Here is an 18348-nt window from a genome sequence, read left to right as displayed (position 1 = left end):
TCAGGTCACCCGCTGGCCGGGCTCGGCGCCGGAGTCCGGCGAGAGCAGATAGATGCCCTCGTCGTTGGCCGAGGCCAGCACCATGCCTTCCGAGACGCCGAAGCGCATCTTGCGCGGCGCCAGGTTGGCGACCATCACGGTGAGACGACCCTCCAGTGCCTCGGGGGCATAGGCGGCACGGATGCCCGAGAAGACCGTACGGCTCTCGCCGCCCAGATCCAGGCTCAGCTTGAGCAGCTTGTCGGCGCCCTCGACATACTCCGCCTTGGCGATGCGTGCGATGCGCAGGTCGACCTTGATGAAGTCGTCGAAGGAGATCTCCTCGGCGATCGGTTCCTCGGTCAGGGGCCCCCTTGGGGTCTCCTTGAGCTTCTGTTCTTCCACCAGGTCCTCCTTGGATGCCTCGATCATGGCGTCGATTTTATCCTTCTCCACGCGGGTCATTAGCGGTTTGAACTTGGCAATCTCGTGGTCGAGCAGCAGCTCGTGCCGGCTATGCCAGTCGAGGGAGTCGAGCTTGAGGAAGCCACGGGCCTGCTCGGCCATGGCCGGGACTACCGGCGCCAGATAGACCATCAGCTGACGGAACAGGTTGATACCGACCGAGCAGATATCCAGCACCTCCTGCTCGCGCCCCTCCTGCTTGGCCAGTACCCACGGCTCCGCCTCGGCGATATAGGTGTTGGCCTCATCGGCCAGCTCCATTACCAGGCGCATGGCGCGGCCGAATTCGCGGGTCTCGAACTGCTCGGCGATCTCGTCGCCGGCGCTGATGAAGCGGGCGACGCGCTCGGGCTCGGCACAGTGGACGGAGAGCTTGCCGCCACCCAGCTTCTTGACGAAGCCGGCGCAGCGGCTGGCGATATTGACGACCTTGCCTACCAGGTCGCTGTTGACCCTGGCGGCGAAGTCCTCGAGGTTGAGGTCGAGGTCGTCGACCCGCGAGGTGAGCTTGGCGGCGAAGTAGTAGCGCAGATATTCCGGGTTGAGGTGGTCTGCATAGGTGGCGGCCTTGATAAAGGTGCCACGGGACTTGGACATCTTGGCGCCGTTGACGGTCACGAAGCCGTGGCAGTTTACCGCCGTCGGGGTGCGGAAGTCGGCACCATGCAGCATGGCGGGCCAGAACAGGGCGTGGAAGTAGACGATATCCTTGCCGATGAAATGGTAGACCTCGGCATCGCTACCCCTCTTCCAGTAGCTGTCGAAGTCGATGCCCTCGCGGTCGCAGAGGTTCTTGAAGCTGGCCAGGTAGCCGATCGGGGCATCGAGCCAGACGTAGAAGTACTTGCCTGGGGCGTCGGGAATCTCGAAGCCGAAGTAGGGCGCGTCACGCGAGATATCCCACTCGTTGAATCCGGCCTCGAACCACTCCATCAGCTTGTTGCGGATCTGGGGCTGGACATGACCATCGTTGATCCAGCCATGCATGAAGTCGGCGAAGTCGGGCAGCTTGAAGAAGTAGTGGGTGGAGCTGCGCACCTCGGGCGTGGCGCCGGAGATGGCCGACACCGGGTCGATCAGCTCCGCCGGGGTGTAGGTGGCTCCGCACGCCTCGCAGTTGTCGCCGTACTGGTCGTCGCTCTTGCACGAAGGGCAGGTGCCCTTGATGAAGCGGTCGGCCAGGAAGAGCCCCTTCACCGGGTCGTACATCTGCTCGATGTCGCGGGTCGCGATATGGCCCTTGTCGCGCAGGCGAGTGTAGATCAGCTCGCTGAAGTAGCGGTTCTCTTCCGAGTGGGTCGAGTGGTAGTTGTCGAAGGCGACGCCGAAGGTCGCGAAGTCCGCCTGGTGTTCCCGGCTGACACGCTCGATCAACGCCTCGGGTGTGATGCCTTCCTGCTCGGCGCGCAGCATGATCGCGGTTCCATGTGCGTCATCGGCACACACGTAATGACACTGCTGGCCACGGCTCTTCTGGAAGCGCACCCAGATATCGGTCTGGATATATTCGAGCAGGTGGCCGAGGTGAATCGCGCCGTTGGCATAGGGCAGGGCGCTGGTGACCAGAATCTTGCGAGTGGCGTTCGTCGACATGTCGGCTCTTGAATCCCTGGAAAATCAGATGCTCGATTGTAGCCGGGATGGCGTCTCGCCGCACCCGGCATCCTCGTGGGCAACACCCCCGGCCTATCCACTCAGCGCCGGGCGGAGGCGTGATAGACACCAAAGTGGGTAAGGCCTCGGTCATGGAGGTGTAGCGCCTGCATACGGCTCATCACGCCCTGCTCGCAGTACAGGAAATAGTGCCGGTCGTCGGGCAGCTCCGGGGCACGCTGTTGCAGCTCGTAGAAGGGGATCTCGAGGCGTTGGCCCGACTTCAGGGCGAGCGGGGCCACCTCGCGCTCTACCGGGGGGCGAATGTCGATAACGTTGACATCCTGGCCCGCGTGGGCTTCGGGGACATCCTCGCCGGCCTGGTGGCCAGTTGAGTGGTGCTGGTCCTCGCCGAGGCGGTCGGTACGGGTGGTCTCGGCGGCCTCGATGACGGCGTCCAGTATGGCAAAGTCGAACTCGGCCTCGGCTTCGGCGATCTGGTCGCGACGGGCACGGGTGTTGGGGCGTCGCGAGATGACGCCGCAATACTCTGGCATCACTTCGGCGAAGCGGGCGGTATCGATCTGTCGCGCCTGGTTGATGATGGTCTGCTTGTCATCGGTCAGCAGCGGACGCAGTATCGGCAGGTCGCTGGCATCATCGATCAGCGCCAGGTTGGTCAGGGTCTGGCTGGAGACCTGGGCGATGGCGTCGCCGGTGACCAGCGCCGGTATGCGGGCATGCAGGGCGATGCGTGAAGCGGCCCGCGCCATCATGCGCTTGAGCACCACACCCATCATGCCATCCGGCACCTTGCGCAGGATCTCGCTGACCACCGGTTCGAAGGGGACCGAGATGAAGTTGACGCGATGCGACAGGCTGTAGCGTTGCCAGAGGTGCTGGGTGACCTCACGCACGCCCCGCTCATGCTCGGGGCCGCCCAGGTTGAAGAACAGGAAGTGGGTCTTGATGCCGCGGCGGATCATTCGCCAGGCGGCCACCGGTGAGTCGTAACCGCCGGAGATCAGCGCCAGCGCCTGGCCCTGCAGGCCGAGAGGGTAGCCACCGAGCCCTGTCAGGCGCCGATCGATCAGGCGCAGTCGTTGCTCGACCACCTCTACCGTCACTTTCACTTCGGGGTGCTTGAGGTCGACCCTGGCATCGGGTGCGGCGGCGAGCAGTGCCGCGCCGAGATGGCGTTCCAGGTCGGAGGAGGTGAAGTCGTGCTGGCCGCGGCGTTTGGCCGAGACACGAAAGCGCCGGCTGGCGATGCGCTGCTGCCAGCATGGCACGACATGAGCGGCGATATCGTCGAGGTCATCGAAATCGACCTCGCGAACCTCCTGAACCTCCTGAGCACCAGGAACCCGACAGAGGCGCGCCTCGATCTCATCGATCAGCGTCGCCTCAGCGCTATCGGGTACCGACACCATCAGCAGGTCCCATCCCGCGCGCACTCCGATGCCGGGCTCCAGAGGCTTCAGGGTATTGCGCACATTGGCGGCGAGACAGCGGGTCATGTGCTGACGAACGGAGCGCGACTTGATGGTGATCTCGGGGCTTAGCTTGAGGAGGTAGTACATGATGGTGAAGGCTGTATAGCTCTAGTCAAATCAATGGGTTGTTATTCTAACAGAGTCGTGGTGCACGAACACGCAAACGCCCGGCAGGTGCCGGGCGTCGCTGGGGGCTTGCCTGAAGGGGGAAGGCCATTACTCAGTAGAGTGCCTGCTCCTCGTTGACGACCTCACGAAGCAGCTCGAGGAAAAGCCTGTCGGCTTCACTGTGCTCCTCGGGATCCTCCGGGATATGAATGCTGGTAGTGTCCGATATCTCGTTGGCGATACGGGCCATGACCTCCTGAGAGTTGCCTTCAGGCACATGACGACGGGCGATTTCCAGCGCCTGGTCGAGAATTCGAGGATCCTGTAGCAGCTTCCTTATGAAACCCTGCAGTTCGTTGATGACGCGTGTCTTCTGAATTTCCGATGAGGACATGGCGTGCTCCTTGTGATAACCGGCCGTGTCGATGCCACGACGATAGCACGTTTACAGGGTGTTGGTGAGGTTCCTTGCTGGGTCTTGTTCTTCATTAAAAAAAACGTAACCCTATGCTTAGGCAGTAAGGTCATAATAGGCCCGCAGCGCTTAGGCGTTTAAGGTTCGGCCCATGAGCCACGATGCACAACAGCCCGAGAGCAAGGTGACACAGCTAACCAGGATCATGCTCTTGCAGTGCGCAGGAAAACGCCTCAGCTGTGCAGTGAAAACAGTGCACGCCTCGTGGCGAAGCGATATCAAACAACTTTGTTAGCCCGAGATTTCAGAGTGAAATCTCCTCAGGCAACCATCACACAGGCAGGCCATGAAATTTACCCTCATCTCGTCAACCTCACGCCGCGTCATCGGAGTAGCCACCCTGGGCGCTGCATTGGCTCTCATGCCGATCTCCGCTGCGGTGGCTCGTAGTTTGCCACCAGGCCTTGCTGCCCCGGGATCAACCACCCTCGCCGATGCGGTGCGGCAGGCACTCACTACCAATCCCGAGGTGCAGGCCGTCTGGAACGAGCTGCGTGCTGCCGATGACGATGTGGATGTTGCCTTTGGGGGCTACCTGCCCACTGTTGATGTCAGCGCCGGCACCGGCCGTGAGTATCGGGAAGGTGAGCCTGGTCCAGGCTTCTCCAAAAGCGGAAGCTACGAGACCCGCTTTGCCGAGATCACCCTGACCCAGATGATATACGATGGGTTTGCCACCGCCAGTGAGGTGGACAGCCTTAATCATGCCAAGCTGGTGCGCTATTACGAACTGATTGGAGCCAGCGAGAGTGTTGCGCTTGAGGCGGCTCGAGCCTATCTGGACGTCAGCCGCTACCGCGAACTGGTGAGCCTGGCTCGGGAAAACTATGCGGAACACTTGCGGGTATTCAGACAGATCGAGCAGCGCGTGCGCTCGGGTGCCGGCCGTGGGGTAGACCTCGAACAGATCAGCGGGCGACTAGCCTTGGCCGAGTCGAACCTGATGACGGAGGCGTCCAATCTGCATGACGTCACGGCGAGTTTCCAGCGCATTATCGGTGAGCTGCCTGCCTCTCGGCTGGTGCCGGCCCCGAAGTTCGATGATCGCCTCCCGGCCAGTGTGGCCGAGGCACTGGACATGGCCTTCCAGGGCAATCCGGAGTTCCATGCCGCCATTGAGAATATCGAAGCGGTCCGCGCCGAGCGCGAGGTCGTCAAGTCTGCCTTCCACCCCCGCCTTGACCTGCGCGGGAGCGCAGGTACCTACCGCAACGACAGCGGTTACGATATCTACGATGACCGCGAACGCCAGAGCATCGAGCTGGTCGCGAGCATGAACCTCTATCGTGGCGGCAGCGATCTGGCTTCTTTCCGCGCGGCCAGCCATCGTGTCGAGCAGGCGAGTGACCTGCGCGAGAAGGCCTGTATAGATGTTCGCCAGACCACCCAGATTGCTTACAGCGACACCCAGCGGTTGCGTGAGCAGCTGACTTACCTCAATCAGCACCGCCTCTCCATCGATCGCGTGCGCGGTGCCTATCAGCAGCAGTTCGAGATCGGCCAGCGGACCCTGCTGGATGTGCTGGACAGCGAGAACGAGTACTTCGAGGCCAGCCGTGCTTATGTTAATGCCCAGTATGATATAGCAATTGCCGATGTCCGGGTGCTGGCCTCCATGGGGCAGCTCATGAGAACCCTGGGAGTGGTCAACGACGAGATGCCGACTCTGGCCGAGATGGGAAGCGATGGTGTGGCGCTGGATCCTGACACCATCTGTCCGGCAGAAGGTCCGAGGGGCTTCACATTGGCGGATTTTATCGGTGATACCGATGCCCCCACCAGGGCACCAGACCTTGCCCTCTCCGCCGATGCCCTGTTCGCGACCAATAGCGCCGATCTCTATGGCGAGGTAGAGGCTCGCCTCGCCGAGCCGGTGGCACCGACTCGTCGTCAGGGGGCCTTCCTGCAGGTGGCCGCTTTGTCGAGCGAGGCGCGAGCTAGTGGCCTGGGTGAGCGCCTGGAAAGCGAGTTCGGCCTTCCCGTCCGGCTCGACTCCTCGGGATCTCTGCATCGCGTGCAGCTTGGCCCGATCGCCGATCGAGACGCGATGCGGTCGCTGCGTCAGCGCCTCGAGGCCATGGGCTTCGCCGGCAGCTATGCAGTGCGCGGCTGACCGAACGAAAACAGGACAGGCGTGACCTGTTGGAATGCCTCGCCCCACCGTGATCACGGTGGGGCGATTCGACGTCTGAGGTGGCTGTGTCACAGAAAGAAGAGCTGGATCTGGGCCCGGGGCCCGCTCGGTCGGCGGTGCATGACGAGTTGCTCGAATGTCTGCAGACCATCGCGCTGGTGCATGATCGTAAGGCCACGGCCGAGTCACTGATCTCCGGCCTGCCTCTCGAAGAAGGGCGGCTGACGCCCGGCGTATTCGCCCGCGCGGCCTCTCGTGCCGGGCTCTCGGCGAGGCTGGTCAAGAGCCGTCTGGTGCAGCTCAACCCGGCGCTCTTTCCGGTGGTACTGTTGCTCGAGCCGGGGCGTGCCTGTGTGCTGTTGGGGCTGGATACCAAGGCGCGCAAGGCCCGGGTAATCTTTCCCGAGCTTGGCGATGCCGAAGCCGAGGTGGAACTGGATGGGTTGCAGTCCAGTTACAGTGGCCAGGCAATCTATGTGCGCCCGCGCTTCCACTTCGATGAACGCGGGCCTGAAGTGACGCGCCAGCGCTCTCGTCACTGGTTCTGGAGCGTCATTCGCGAGAATCGCAAGCTCTACCGCGATGTCATCGCCGGCTCGGCGATGATCAACCTGTTTGCGGTGGCCATGCCGCTATTCGTGCTCAATGTCTATGACCGGGTGGTTCCCAACCATGCGACGGAGACACTATGGGTGATGGCGGCCGGCATCTTTGTGGTGCTGTGCTTCGACCTGGTACTGCGCCTGATGCGTAACGCCTTCGTCGATCTCGCGGCGAGTCGTGCCGATGTCAAGTTGTCATCCTCGATCATGGCGCGAGTCCTGGGAATGCGCATGGAGGCCAGACCCGTCTCCACCGGTTCCTTTGCCGCCACACTGCACTCTTTCGAATCGGTGCGTGCGTTCATTGGCTCGGCAACGGTGGTATCGCTGGTCGATCTACCCTTCGTGCTGATGTTCGCCGGAATCATCGCCCTGATCAGTCCGCCGCTGGTGATACCGGTGCTGGCGGGTATCACTCTCGTGCTCCTTTACGCCATGGCTGCCCAGGGCAAGCTCCATGAGCTCTCCGAGACCACCTGGAGGGCCAGCGCTCAGCGCAATGCCACCCTGGTGGAGTCGGTCTCGCAGCTGGAGACCGTCAAGACGCTGCGCGCCGAGAGCCGTATTCAGAGTACCTGGGAGAAGGCGACGGCCTACTTGTCCCGCACCGGGGCCCAGCTACGTCTGGTCAGCACCTCGGTCTCCAGTGTGGCGATGTGGACCCAGCACAGTGTGGCGGTGTGTGTCATCATTCTCGGTGTCTATCAGATCATCGAGGGCAATCTTACTCAGGGTGGGTTGATCGCCGCCTACATGCTCTCCTCTCGTGTCATGGCACCGATTAGCCAGGCTGCCGCGCTGCTGACCCAGTATCATCAATCCTCGACCGCGCTGCAGTCACTCAACGAGGTAATGGCACGACCCGTGGAGCGCCCAGAAGGCAAGACGTTTGTCAGCCGCCCGGTGATCCGCGGCGAAATTCGCTTCGACAAGGTGTCGCTGCGCTACCCGGAGCAGGAAAACGAAGCGCTGCGCGACGTGTCATTGACCATCCGGTCCGGCGAGAAGGTGGCGTTGTTGGGGCGCATCGGTTGTGGCAAGACTACCCTCAACAAGTTGATGCTGGGTCTCTACGAGCCAACCGCCGGGGCAGTGATGCTCGATGGTGTAGACCTGCGCCAGTTCGACCCCATCCAGCTGCGTCGTCAGATCGGTTATGTCTCCCAGGACATCAGTCTCTTCTTCGGTACCCTGCGGGAAAACATCATCGCTGGCGGTGGTAGCGAGGGGGTAGATGACGAGGCACTGCTGCGGGCGATCAGGCTGAGCGGCCTGGAGGGTCTGGTCAATGCTCATCCCCAGGGGGTCGATCTCCCGGTGGGTGAGCGTGGGCAGGCGCTCTCAGGGGGGCAGCGCCAATCCGTGGCGGTAGCTCGAGCGCTGGTCAACGATCCGCAGATCCTGTTGCTCGATGAGCCCACCAGCGCCATGGATCACACCAGCGAGGAGGCCTTCAAGGCGAATCTCAAGGCGTTCGCGCAAGCCAAGACCATGATCTTGGCGACTCATCGCACCTCACTACTGTCGCTGGTCGATCGCATCATCGTTATCGATTCAGGCCGGGTGATGGCGGATGGCCCCCGGGACAAGGTGCTCGAGGCGTTGCGTAAAGGGCAGATCGGGAGGGCAAGCTAATGGCCAGGAAGCAGGGGCCAATGGCCGAGCAGCGTGGCTTCGAAGCGATCGGCCGCTTCTCCGAGGTCGGCGGCAAGCCGTTTCGGCCCTTCATGGACCGACTCTTCGCCAAGCGGGTCACCGCTGCACATCTGAGTCGCGACTGGGCCAGTGATGCCGACTGGGCTCGCCTGCAGCAGGATCCGATTCGTGCCCGCTGGTTTCTCTATATGGTGTTGCTGGCCGTCATCGCCCTACTGGTATGGGCCTGTTTTGCACCGATCGATGAGGTGACGCGCGGAGCAGGGCGGGTGATACCCTCCAGCCAGCTGCAGCGCGTGCAGACCTATGATGGTGGTGTGGTCCAGGAAATCCTGGTGCGCGAGGGAGAGTCGGTGGTGCAGGGGCAGGTGTTGATGCGCATCGATCCTACTCGCTACCTGGCCAACTTTCGGGAGAACCGGTCTCAGGTGCTTGCACTTCAGGCACGTGCCGAACGCCTGCGTGCGCTGGTAAGTGGTACACCATTCTCGCCATCCGAAGAGCTGCGCAGTCAGGCGGCGGATATCGTGGCCCAGGAGCGCGAGGCCTACGAGAGTGCTCGGGAGGAGTTGCGGGAGCAGGAGAACGTGCTGCGCGAACGTACCCGCCAGCGTGAGGAGGAGCTCCGGGAGGCGCGTGCGCGTCGCGATACGGCACAGCGAGAGGCCAATATGGCGAGTCAGGAACTCAATCTGACCCGCCCACTGCTAAGCTCTGGCGCAGTTTCCGAGGTGGAGGTCCTGCGTCTGCGTCGTGAAGTGTCGCGGGCCACCGGCGAGCGTGACCAGGCGGCGGCTTCCGTAGCGCGGCTGCAGGCAGCGGTCGAGGAGGCGGAAACGCAGCTTCGTGAGCTGGGGGCCGAGCGGCGTAACGACTGGCGTAACGACCTGGCTAGAACCACCAGTGAGCTTAGTGCCCTGGAAGAGAGCGGTACCGGGCTTGAGGATCGTGTGCGCCTGGCCGAGATACGCTCACCAGTCGAGGGCGTGGTACAGAGGCTTAATATCAACACCCTGGGGGGCGTCGCCCAGCCTGGGCAGGAAGTGGTCGAGATCGTTCCCAGTGATGACCAGCTGTTGGTAGAGGCGAAGATCGCCCCTCAAGACATTGCCTTTTTACGCCCCGGCCAACCGGCCATGATCAAGTTGACCGCTTATGATTTCACTATCTATGGCGGGCTAGAGGCGGAGCTCGAACATATCAGTGCCGACACCATAACCGACGATAACGATAACACCTTCTATCGGGTGCGTGTTCGAGCGACGGAGAACCCCCAGGATCATCCGCAGATCGAGGTTATCCCGGGCATGACGGCCCAGGTAGACATCATGACGGGAAAGCGAACCGTCATGCAGTTCATGCTGAAACCCGTGCTTCGAGCGTGGAGCAACTCGATGGGTGAGCGATAAGGATGAGCGGTAAGTGTCGGAGTATTCCCGACCAGAGTGGAAATGGCGGCACTGGCCAGTGGTGATGCCGTGTAAATGAACTTTTATGAAGTCGAATTTCATCTCGGACCATTTTGCTGGCTTCAGTCACCTCAGGAGACCACCCATGTACGTAAAGCGGGATGCCAGCGGTCGTATCGCACAGGTCAGCCGGGATAAGACACCGGAGTGTAACGAGTATGTGATGGCTGGGGCGCCGGCACTGGTGGCGTTTCTTGTCGACGAGGAGGTGGGGCACGATGAGGCCTCCCTTCAGACGTCGGACCTGGCCTTTGTGCGCGTGCTGGAAGATGTGATCGGGCTGTTGATGGATAAGGGGGTGATAAATTTCACCGAGTTACCGGAAGCGGCCCAGGAAAAGATGATGGCGCGGCAGTCGCTGCGGCGGCGGCTGAATGGACTCGGCCTGGTGGGGGACGGCGATGAAGAGGACGGGGTGATCTGAGTGAGTTGAGGTGGGTCCTGCCGAGCAGGCCCACGGTTGAGCCGAGGTAGGAGTCCTCACTCTTATCATCGCTCGGTGCCCCGTCGGTTCCTCGCTTCACTCAATAGAACTCGCCTGGCTGCTGGGCCGGTTCAGCTGGCGGATGCCTGGACCGGTGACGCCCTTGATCCCGAGCTTGAAGATCATCTCGGCCTCTTTCTGGCTGGCGACACCCTCGGCAATGGCTATCATGCCAATGGAGTGGCAGAGAGTGGCGATTCCCCGCAGGAGTGTCTGTTGATCCAGGCTCTCGTGAAGACCCTCGACCAGAGTGGCGTCGATCTTGATGTAGCTCAGACCCAAGCCTTCGAGGTCGGTGATACGGCGAAACTCGCGACCCACATGTTCCACACCCAATCGACAGCCGAAGAGCTGAAGCTCGCGACCCAGGCTGTGCAATGTCTCCAGGTCGTGGGTCAGCATGGCTTCCGGCACTTCGATCCAAAGCTGGCGTGCGGCTTCCCGATTGCCCTGGAGCAGATTGCGGAAGTCCAACATGAAACGACCTTCGCGCAGCGACGCCGGGGAGAGGTTGATGCCCAGCGGCATGCCGTGGCGGTTGATCTCGCGCAGTGTCTCGCGGGCCACCGCCAGGTCCAACAGAGGTTCGAATCCGAGGCGAGAGATCCAGGGCATGAAGATATCGGCCGGGCGCCACTCGCCCTTAAGGCGCAGACGCGCCGGGCACTCGAGGTGCAACAGCTGACCCTGAGTGTCGAGCACCGGATAGCGGCCTAGATATACGCCGTCATCGAGTGCCTGAGACAAGGCCTGGCGCCACTCGGCGTGACTATTGAAAAGCGTCAGGCGCTGAGCTCCCTTGGCCACCAGCTGGACAAGATGGCCGCTATTCTCGGCATTGGCGAGTGCTCCGTCGAGGCTTGCCAGAAGGGCGCTCGGTTGGTCGCCCTGGGCGTAGGTGATCAACGCCGAAGGAAGCGTGAGGGTAGCCTCCTGCTGTGCCTGCTCGAGGGTTGTCAGTCGCTGGATGATCTCCTCACCGATCAGCTTGGTGTCACTCGAGGAGGGGATCAACAGGGCGAAATCACTGCCGTTCAGGCGTCCGGCAACCCCTTCGCCCACCAGCGTGCCAACCTGTACTAGGCTCTGGCCCAATTCGTGCAATAGCCGGTCGGTTTCGGCCTGCCCCAGGCTTGCGTTGATCTTTCCCAGTCGTGACAAGCGCACCAGGGCAAGCGTGCCTGTAGCCCGATGATCACTGCGCCTGAGGGTATTGTGAAGGTGGCTCATGAAGGCTTTTCGATTGAGCACGCCAGAGACCGAGTCATGCTGCAACCGCTTGCGAAGCAGGTCGATGCGTTCACTCTCACGGCCAAGCATCTCGGCCAGGGATTCGGAAAGGTGGTTCATGGCATTTACCACCTTTCTTACCTCGCGCAGGCGAGGTTCGGGCGTGGTGATAAACTGCCGGTTACCAATTTCGTGGGCTTGCTTTACCAGGCGTCGCAGCGGTCGACGAATACTTCGCGCGACCCACGCGGCGAGGAATAGACCGACTATGCAGAGCATGCCGAACCAGCCGGCAAGCTTGAACGTCGCGAGCCACAGCGGCTGATAGGCGATGCCGGGCTGGCTCTCGAGGGTGAGAGTACTGTAGCGGTTCAAGGGGTCATTAACGGTCGCATGGCCGGCCGGTGCTTCGATGTTGGCCAGGTTGACAAACCAACGCGGAACCTCGATAGACGGCTTGCTGCCCTCATGCAGGGCCACGACATTGCCTTGAGTGTCATGCAGTGCGATGCGGCGGTAGTGGCCGGAATCAAACTGGGTGGCCAGCAGTTGAGCGACGTTATCAGGGGTCATGTTTCCCTGGCTGATGGCCAGTGCCACAGCCTCGGCATTCAGACGGTTGCGTAGTTCGGCTTGCTGTTCCAACTGGAGTCGGAAACTGGTCAAGCCAATATACAGGGTGCCGCTAAAGGCCAATAAGAGTACCAGGGCGATAGTCAGCCAGAGCTGCTTGATAAGCGACACGTCGATGTACTCCCCATGGGGTTGGCGTCCAGCAGCCACGCGTCATGTCAAATACCCAGGCGTAACGGCTGCGTCGTCGCAGACGCGAGCCGACTGCCAGCTGAGCAGCTCGCGACGAATGGTTGGCACCAGCTTACAGTAGCTAACGTCAACTTACATCAGTTTACGGGAACGTCAGCAAGCGCCGACGTCAAGGACGGGGGCGTGGCGGCTCAGGTCTCGCACCCTCTCATCCTGCCGCACTTGGGCGTATCGGCAGGCATGAGGGGGGATTGCGGCTTGTTCGTAATCATGTGGCCAGGCGTGCTGAGGGCGCTGAGCTCAGCGTGCCTCGCTCCTGGGTTCGTTCTGCGCCGCGCCTGGCGTAAAGGGGGCGCGCCCCGCCTTGTTGAGAACCGGATTGGCGTACTGGGCCAGCCACCACTCCCGAAGCTCGGCAGGCACCTGAGCAAGCCGCGTCTCGAAGCGCTCGCGATCGGCCCCGGTGATCTCGCCGAGGTCGACAAGCTCCGCAGCGTGACCCAGGGTCTCCAGTGCCAGATAGTGGCTCGGGAAGAGCTGGTAGCCTTCCAGTACCTGCCGGTCGATCTCGGCGGCGACCTCATCGGGCGCCGTGAAATCGGCGCCGAGCGGGGTGCCGAAGGTGAGCTTGACGCGCCCCTTGTGGCCGGTGATGCCGGCAACAATGGAGCTGATGTCCTCGTACTGACCCTTTTCGTATTTGCCGAGTGTGTGCATCGCGTGCAGTTCGCGGGCCTTCTGTACATCGCACGGGTCATACTCGTAGCTGATCGCGACCGGTACCAGGCGCAGTTCGCGGATCGCCTCGCCGAGGCTTGCCTGGCGATCCTCGGCCCGCCGCGACATCGTCATCATCTTGATGATCGCCGGGTCGGTGCCATCGATGCCGTCCTTGGCACGTCCCTCACGCTGGGCCATCCAGATGGAGTGATTGTCGCCGGTAATGGAGTGACGCATATAGCCGGAAAGCTTCTGGTAGGCGGCCAGCATGGCGCGTTTGCCACGTGCGCTGCGCGGCACGATGAAGCTCTTGTTGAGGCGCATCAGGTCGGTGACATAGGGCTTCTTGAGCAGGTTGTCGCCGATGGCGATGCGCACCGTGTTGCGACCCGCCAGGTAGAGGGCGTAGTTGACGAAGGCGGGGTCCAGGGAAATGTCGCGGTGGTTACCGATAAACAGATACGCCGTTGCCGGGTCGAGCCTGTCGAGTCCGGCGGTGGTGAACTCATCGGTCGTGGTGCGAATCATCCGCTCCATGTAGCCGGCGATACGCTGCTGGAACTGCTTGATGCTTTGAACGCCACGCACCTGCCGGCGCAGCGCCAGGCTTGCCAGTCGACGCGAGAGGCCAGGCATCAGGCGCGAGAGTCGCGGCAGGCGATAGCGGGTCAGGGCATCGAGCAGCTCAGGCTCCTGGGTGAGGTTCGCTAGCACCCCCGCGACCTCGTCGTCGTTGAAGGGGCGGATGTCGGCCCAGGGGTCCTGAGCGCTGCTGTCGGGTCGGTTCTCGGTCATGGTGCTTGGGTGTCGCTTGCGGTGCCGGCCTCGCCGCCCAGCCAGGCAATGAGGCGTTCGGTGTTTTCGCCCAAAGCCTGGGCCATCAGTACGAAATCGGTATCCAGGCGCAGCAAGGCGTCATCGCCATCATCGCTGGCGTTGGCCTCGTCGATCAGTGCGTCGCCGAAGCGCAGCGACTTCAGCGCCAGGTCGTCATGCAGGACGAAGCTTAGCCGGCCCTCGATCTCCACCGCCAGCTTGCTGGCCTGCCGTCCGCTCTCCAGCAGCTGCTGGATCTCGTCGCTGTCGAGGTCGACCTGGCGGGCACGCAGTACGCCGTCATCGCCCTTGGCCTTAAGCTCCACCTGGTCACCCACCACCAGATCGGCGGGGCGTGAGGCGGGGTCGGTAAGCCACTGGGTCATGGCGCGCATTGGCATTACCTGGGTTGCCAGTGGCGTGACCTTGAGACTGCCCAGGGTTTCCCGCAGCAGGTCGAGTAGCTCCTCGGCTCGCGTTCGCGAACTTGCGTTGACCCCGATCAGCCGGCGCCGGGTGTCCCACCAGAGGTCGATCTTCTGGCTGCGGACGAACGCACGAGGCAGCAGCTCCTCGACTACCTGCTCCTTGAGGGTGATCTTCTCCTGGCGGCGCAGCTTGCGCCCCTCGCGAGCCTCTACCTCGGCGGCGCGCTCTTCGACCTCTTCCTTGACGACGCTGGCGGGCAGCAGCCGTTCCTGACGCAGGGCGCTGAGCAGGCGTTGCCCCTGCAGCTCGTGAAGGCGGCTGGTGTCGGCACGACCGCCCGGGAAGGTCCAGCCAAGGCGGCGGGGATCCTGTCCGCCCAGCGGTCGCGCCGCCTGTTCGGCCAGGGCTTCTTCGAGCGTGGCGGCATCCAGCTCAGGTGCGTCGTGTAGCCGATAAAGGTGTAAGTGCTTGAACCACATGCAGCATTTTTCCCGGAGAAAAGGGTCGCCATTATCACCGAAGGGGCGCGAGGGTGCCAGCATCGATCATGAGTCAGGCATAAAACGAATGTTTGAATTTGGGAGGGGTGGATGCCTAGAATCGAGTCCTTTCAGGCCAAGGAGTGATGACCCATGGATAGTCGAATTTCCTCTGTTTCAGTGCGCGTGCGTGGTTACCATCTCGATGGCTATGGTCACGTCAACAATGCCCGCTATCTGGAGTTCCTGGAAGAGGGGCGCTGGGCCTATTTCGATGATCGCCCCGAGCTTTTTCATCGTCTGCGGCGCGGTGATGTGGCCTTCGTGGCGGTAAATGTCAATATCGACTACTGCGCGGCAGCCGTGGCCGGCGACGATCTCAAGGTCAGCAGCAGGGTCTGCGAGCTTGGCACTCGTAGCGCGCGCATGGCCCAGGAGATTCATCGACGTGGCGATGATGCACTGATCAGTCGTGCCACCATCACCTTCGTGTTGCTCGACGTGGCCGCCAACCGTGCCATTCCCATCGAGGGGGAGCTGCATGAGCTGTTGGCTCCCCTCGTACTGGAGTAGCGGTGGCGGGGCGGAACCTGAATAGTCAGCTCCCTTTGCCCGCGTCGGAGTGATATGATGTGCGGCTGTAAATGGCGCCCCAGGCAACGCCACGGCGGGCGGCCAACCTCCTGCAGTGCAAAGGATTCGACGACCCATGGGTGAGCTCGCCAGAGAGATTCTGCCAGTCAACATCGAGGACGAACTCAAGCAGTCGTACCTCGATTACGCGATGAGCGTGATCATCGGCCGGGCGCTGCCGGATGTGCGCGACGGCCTCAAGCCCGTGCATCGGCGCGTGCTGTTTGCCATGCACGAGCTCGGCAATGACTGGAACAAACCCTACAAGAAGTCCGCCCGCGTGGTGGGCGATGTCATCGGTAAGTATCACCCCCACGGTGATAGTGCCGTCTACGACACCATCGTGCGCATGGCCCAGGAATTTTCCATGCGCCATGTGCTGGTCGACGGCCAGGGCAACTTCGGCTCCATTGACGGCGACAGTGCCGCCGCCATGCGTTACACCGAGGTTCGCATGGCGCGGCTCTCTCACGAGCTACTTGCCGATCTGGAGAAGGAGACCGTCGACTGGGTCGACAACTACGACGGCACCGAGCGTATCCCCGAGGTGCTGCCCACCAAGGTGCCCAACCTGCTGGTCAACGGCTCGTCGGGTATCGCCGTGGGCATGGCCACCAATATCCCGCCGCACAACATGGGGGAGATCATCAACGCCTGCCTGGCATTGATCGATGATTACACCCTCTCCGTCGACGATCTGATGGAGCATATTCCCGGCCCTGACTTCCCCACGGGTGGCATCATCAACGGCCGTGCCGGGATCCTCGAGGCCTATCGCACCGGCCGTGGGCGCATCTACGTGCGTGCCTGCCATACCATCGAGCATGATGAAAAGAGTGGCCGGGATCACATCATCATCGATGAGCTGCCCTACCAGGTGAACAAGGCGCGTCTGATCGAGAAGATCGCCGAGCTGGTCAAGGAGAAGCGAATCGAGGGAATCGCCGAGCTGCGCGACGAGTCTGACAAGGACGGTTTGCGGGTGGTGATCGAGGTCAAGCGTGGCGAGTCCGGGGAGGTGGTGGTCAACAACCTGTTCGCCCAGACCCAGCTGCAGACCGTTTTCGGCATCAATATGGTGGCGATCGAAAACGGTCAACCGAAGATCCTCAATCTAAAGGAGATTCTCGAGGCATTCATTCGTCATCGTCGCGAGGTGGTGACACGGCGCACCCTGTACGAGCTTCGCAAGGCTCGCGAACGTGGTCACATTCTCGAGGGCCTCACCGTTGCCATCTCGAACATCGACGAGGTCATCGAGCTGATCAAGGCTTCGCCCAATGCGGCCGAGGCAAAGGAGAAGCTGCTTGCACGAGACTGGTCGCCCGGGCAGGTCACCGGAATGCTCGAGCGGGCCGGCGCCACCTCCTGCAAGCCCGAGGATCTCGAAGAGGGCTTCGGGCTCAATACGGCGGGCAGCGAGTATCGCCTGTCGCCGGCCCAGGCCCAGGCTATCCTCGAGCTGCGTCTGCACCGCCTGACAGGTCTCGAAACCGAGAAGTTGCTCGACGAATATCTCGGTATCCTCGAAAGGATCGCCGAATTGATGGCCATACTGGCGTCCGCCGAGCGTCTTCTCGAGGTGATCCGCGAGGAGCTCGTCGCGGTACGTGACCAGTTCGGCAATCCGCGCAAGACCGAGATTCAGGCCAGCCACCTCGACCTCTCCATGGAGGACCTGATCGCCGAGGAGGATATGGTGGTCACCGTGTCTCGCTCCGGCTATGCCAAGACCCAGCCGCTCTCGGACTACCAGGCCCAGCGACGCGGTGGTCGCGGCAAGTCCGCCACCGCCATGAAGGATGAGGATGTCATCGAGCATCTGCTGGTGGCCTCGACCCATGACACCGTGCTGCTGTTCTCCAACCGCGGCAAGGTCTACTGGCTCAAGGTCTACGAGATGCCGGCGGCCAGCCGTGGGTCACGCGGCAAGCCGCTGGTCAACATGCTGCCGCTGGATGAGGGCGAGTCGATCAATGCCATCCTGCCGGTGCGCGACTATGACCCCGAAAGCTATATCTTCTTCGCCACCGCCAAGGGGACGGTGAAGCGTACCAGCCTCGAGCAGTTCTCGCGGCCGCGCAGCGTCGGTCTGATTGCCATCGATCTCGAGGAGGGCGACCGCCTGGTCGGTGCAGCCATCACCTCGGGTTCCGATCATGTCATGCTGCTCTCCTCCAATGGCAAGGCGATTCGTTTCGAGGAGGGAAATGTGCGGGCCATGGGGCGTACCGCGCGCGGCGTGCGCGGCATGCGCCTCCTCGACAGTGCCGAAGTGATCAGCCTGATTATCCCCCAGAGCCAGCTGATCGATGCCGAGGCCAGTTGTGATAGAAGGGCGGAGAGTGACGCCGAGATTGAAGGCGAGGAGGGAGCGTCCGTGGAAGCCGGTAATGGCGGCCAGATCTATATCCTGACCGCCTCCGAGAACGGCTACGGCAAGCGCAGTCGCCTCGAGGAGTTCCCGCTACGCGGTCGTGGCGGTCAGGGCGTCATCGCCATGCAGACCAGCGAGCGCAATGGCTCGCTGGTGGCGGCCATGCAGGTCTACTCCTCCGATGAGATGATGCTGATCACCGACCGTGGCACCCTGGTGCGCACCCGTGTTGATGAGGTCTCGATCACTTCGCGAAATACCCAGGGCGTGATGCTGATTCGACTGGGTAACGAGGAGAAGCTGGTCAAGACGGTGCGCGTCGATGAGCCCGAGGAGTCGGAAGAGCCTGAGGGCGCTGGAGAGGCTGAAGGCGCAGATGACGCCTCCGCCGAGGCAGGCAACGAGGGTGCGGGGTCAGACCCCGAAGAAGATTGAGGG

General features: G+C 62.1%; 12 protein-coding genes. 6 read left to right on the top strand and 6 right to left on the bottom strand.

Annotation, left to right across the window (positions count from 1 at the left end; genetic code table 11):
- The 3 genes from metG to E0702_RS01490 all read right to left on the bottom strand — a co-directional run bounded on the left by metG (window position 1) and on the right by E0702_RS01490 (window position 4035).
- Window positions 1-2037 (bottom strand): methionine--tRNA ligase, encoded by a 2037-nt coding sequence (gene metG / locus E0702_RS01500; protein WP_132041191.1) that lies wholly within the window; start codon window positions 2035-2037, stop codon window positions 1-3.
- Between the two features lie 101 nt (window positions 2038-2138).
- A complete protein-coding gene (gene thiI, locus E0702_RS01495) occupies window positions 2139-3620 on the bottom strand; it encodes a tRNA uracil 4-sulfurtransferase ThiI (protein ID WP_132041190.1) in 1482 nt (493 codons plus the stop codon).
- A 133-nt stretch (window positions 3621-3753) separates the two neighbouring features.
- Complete coding sequence (locus E0702_RS01490) at window positions 3754-4035, bottom strand: hypothetical protein (RefSeq protein ID WP_132041189.1); 282 nt, start codon at window positions 4033-4035, stop codon at window positions 3754-3756.
- A gap of 367 nt (window positions 4036-4402) precedes the next feature.
- On the opposite strand from E0702_RS01490, the gene E0702_RS01485 reads away from it, so the two are divergent.
- From E0702_RS01485 to E0702_RS01470, 4 genes are all read left to right on the top strand, one after another.
- Complete coding sequence (locus E0702_RS01485) at window positions 4403-6229, top strand: TolC family outer membrane protein (protein ID WP_132041188.1); 1827 nt, start codon at window positions 4403-4405, stop codon at window positions 6227-6229.
- A gap of 86 nt (window positions 6230-6315) precedes the next feature.
- A complete protein-coding gene (locus E0702_RS01480; protein ID WP_132041187.1) occupies window positions 6316-8487 on the top strand; it encodes a type I secretion system permease/ATPase in 2172 nt (723 codons plus the stop codon).
- Entirely contained in the window at window positions 8487-9917 is a 1431-nt protein-coding gene (locus E0702_RS01475; protein WP_132041186.1) for an HlyD family type I secretion periplasmic adaptor subunit, read from the top strand. Before E0702_RS01480 ends, E0702_RS01475 begins: the two co-directional genes overlap by 1 nt.
- A 145-nt stretch (window positions 9918-10062) precedes the next feature.
- Window positions 10063-10401: a tryptophan synthase subunit beta like protein gene (locus tag E0702_RS01470; protein ID WP_132041185.1), complete on the top strand. Its 339-nt coding sequence runs from the start codon at window positions 10063-10065 to the stop codon at window positions 10399-10401.
- A 96-nt stretch (window positions 10402-10497) separates the two neighbouring features.
- Here E0702_RS01470 and E0702_RS01465 read toward each other — a convergent pair whose 3' ends face one another.
- From E0702_RS01465 to E0702_RS01455, 3 genes are all read right to left on the bottom strand, one after another.
- Entirely contained in the window at window positions 10498-12435 is a 1938-nt protein-coding gene (locus E0702_RS01465) for a bifunctional diguanylate cyclase/phosphodiesterase (RefSeq protein ID WP_165927458.1), read from the bottom strand.
- 321 nt (window positions 12436-12756) lie between these two features.
- Entirely contained in the window at window positions 12757-13971 is a 1215-nt protein-coding gene (locus E0702_RS01460) for a 1-acyl-sn-glycerol-3-phosphate acyltransferase (RefSeq protein WP_132041183.1), read from the bottom strand.
- The gene (locus E0702_RS01455) at window positions 13968-14900 is read right to left on the bottom strand and encodes a recombination-associated protein RdgC (RefSeq protein WP_132041182.1); all 933 of its coding nucleotides are present in this window, start codon (window positions 14898-14900) and stop codon (window positions 13968-13970) included. The genes E0702_RS01460 and E0702_RS01455 overlap by 4 nt, the downstream gene beginning before the upstream one ends.
- Before the next feature lie 153 nt (window positions 14901-15053).
- Here E0702_RS01455 and E0702_RS01450 point away from each other — a divergent pair, with 153 nt between their 5' ends.
- The gene (locus tag E0702_RS01450; protein WP_132041181.1) at window positions 15054-15473 is read left to right on the top strand and encodes an acyl-CoA thioesterase; all 420 of its coding nucleotides are present in this window, start codon (window positions 15054-15056) and stop codon (window positions 15471-15473) included.
- A gap of 136 nt (window positions 15474-15609) precedes the next feature.
- The gene (gene gyrA, locus E0702_RS01445; protein ID WP_132041180.1) at window positions 15610-18345 is read left to right on the top strand and encodes a DNA gyrase subunit A; all 2736 of its coding nucleotides are present in this window, start codon (window positions 15610-15612) and stop codon (window positions 18343-18345) included.
- The last annotated feature ends 3 nt before the right edge of the window (window positions 18346-18348 follow it).

This window comes from Halomonas marinisediminis (assembly GCF_004347715.1).
In the GTDB taxonomy this organism is placed as follows: Bacteria; Pseudomonadota; Gammaproteobacteria; order Pseudomonadales; family Halomonadaceae; genus Halomonas; species Halomonas icarae.
The sequence above is the reverse complement of the archived record's forward strand: the minus strand, read 5'-3'. Positions and strand labels throughout refer to the sequence as shown.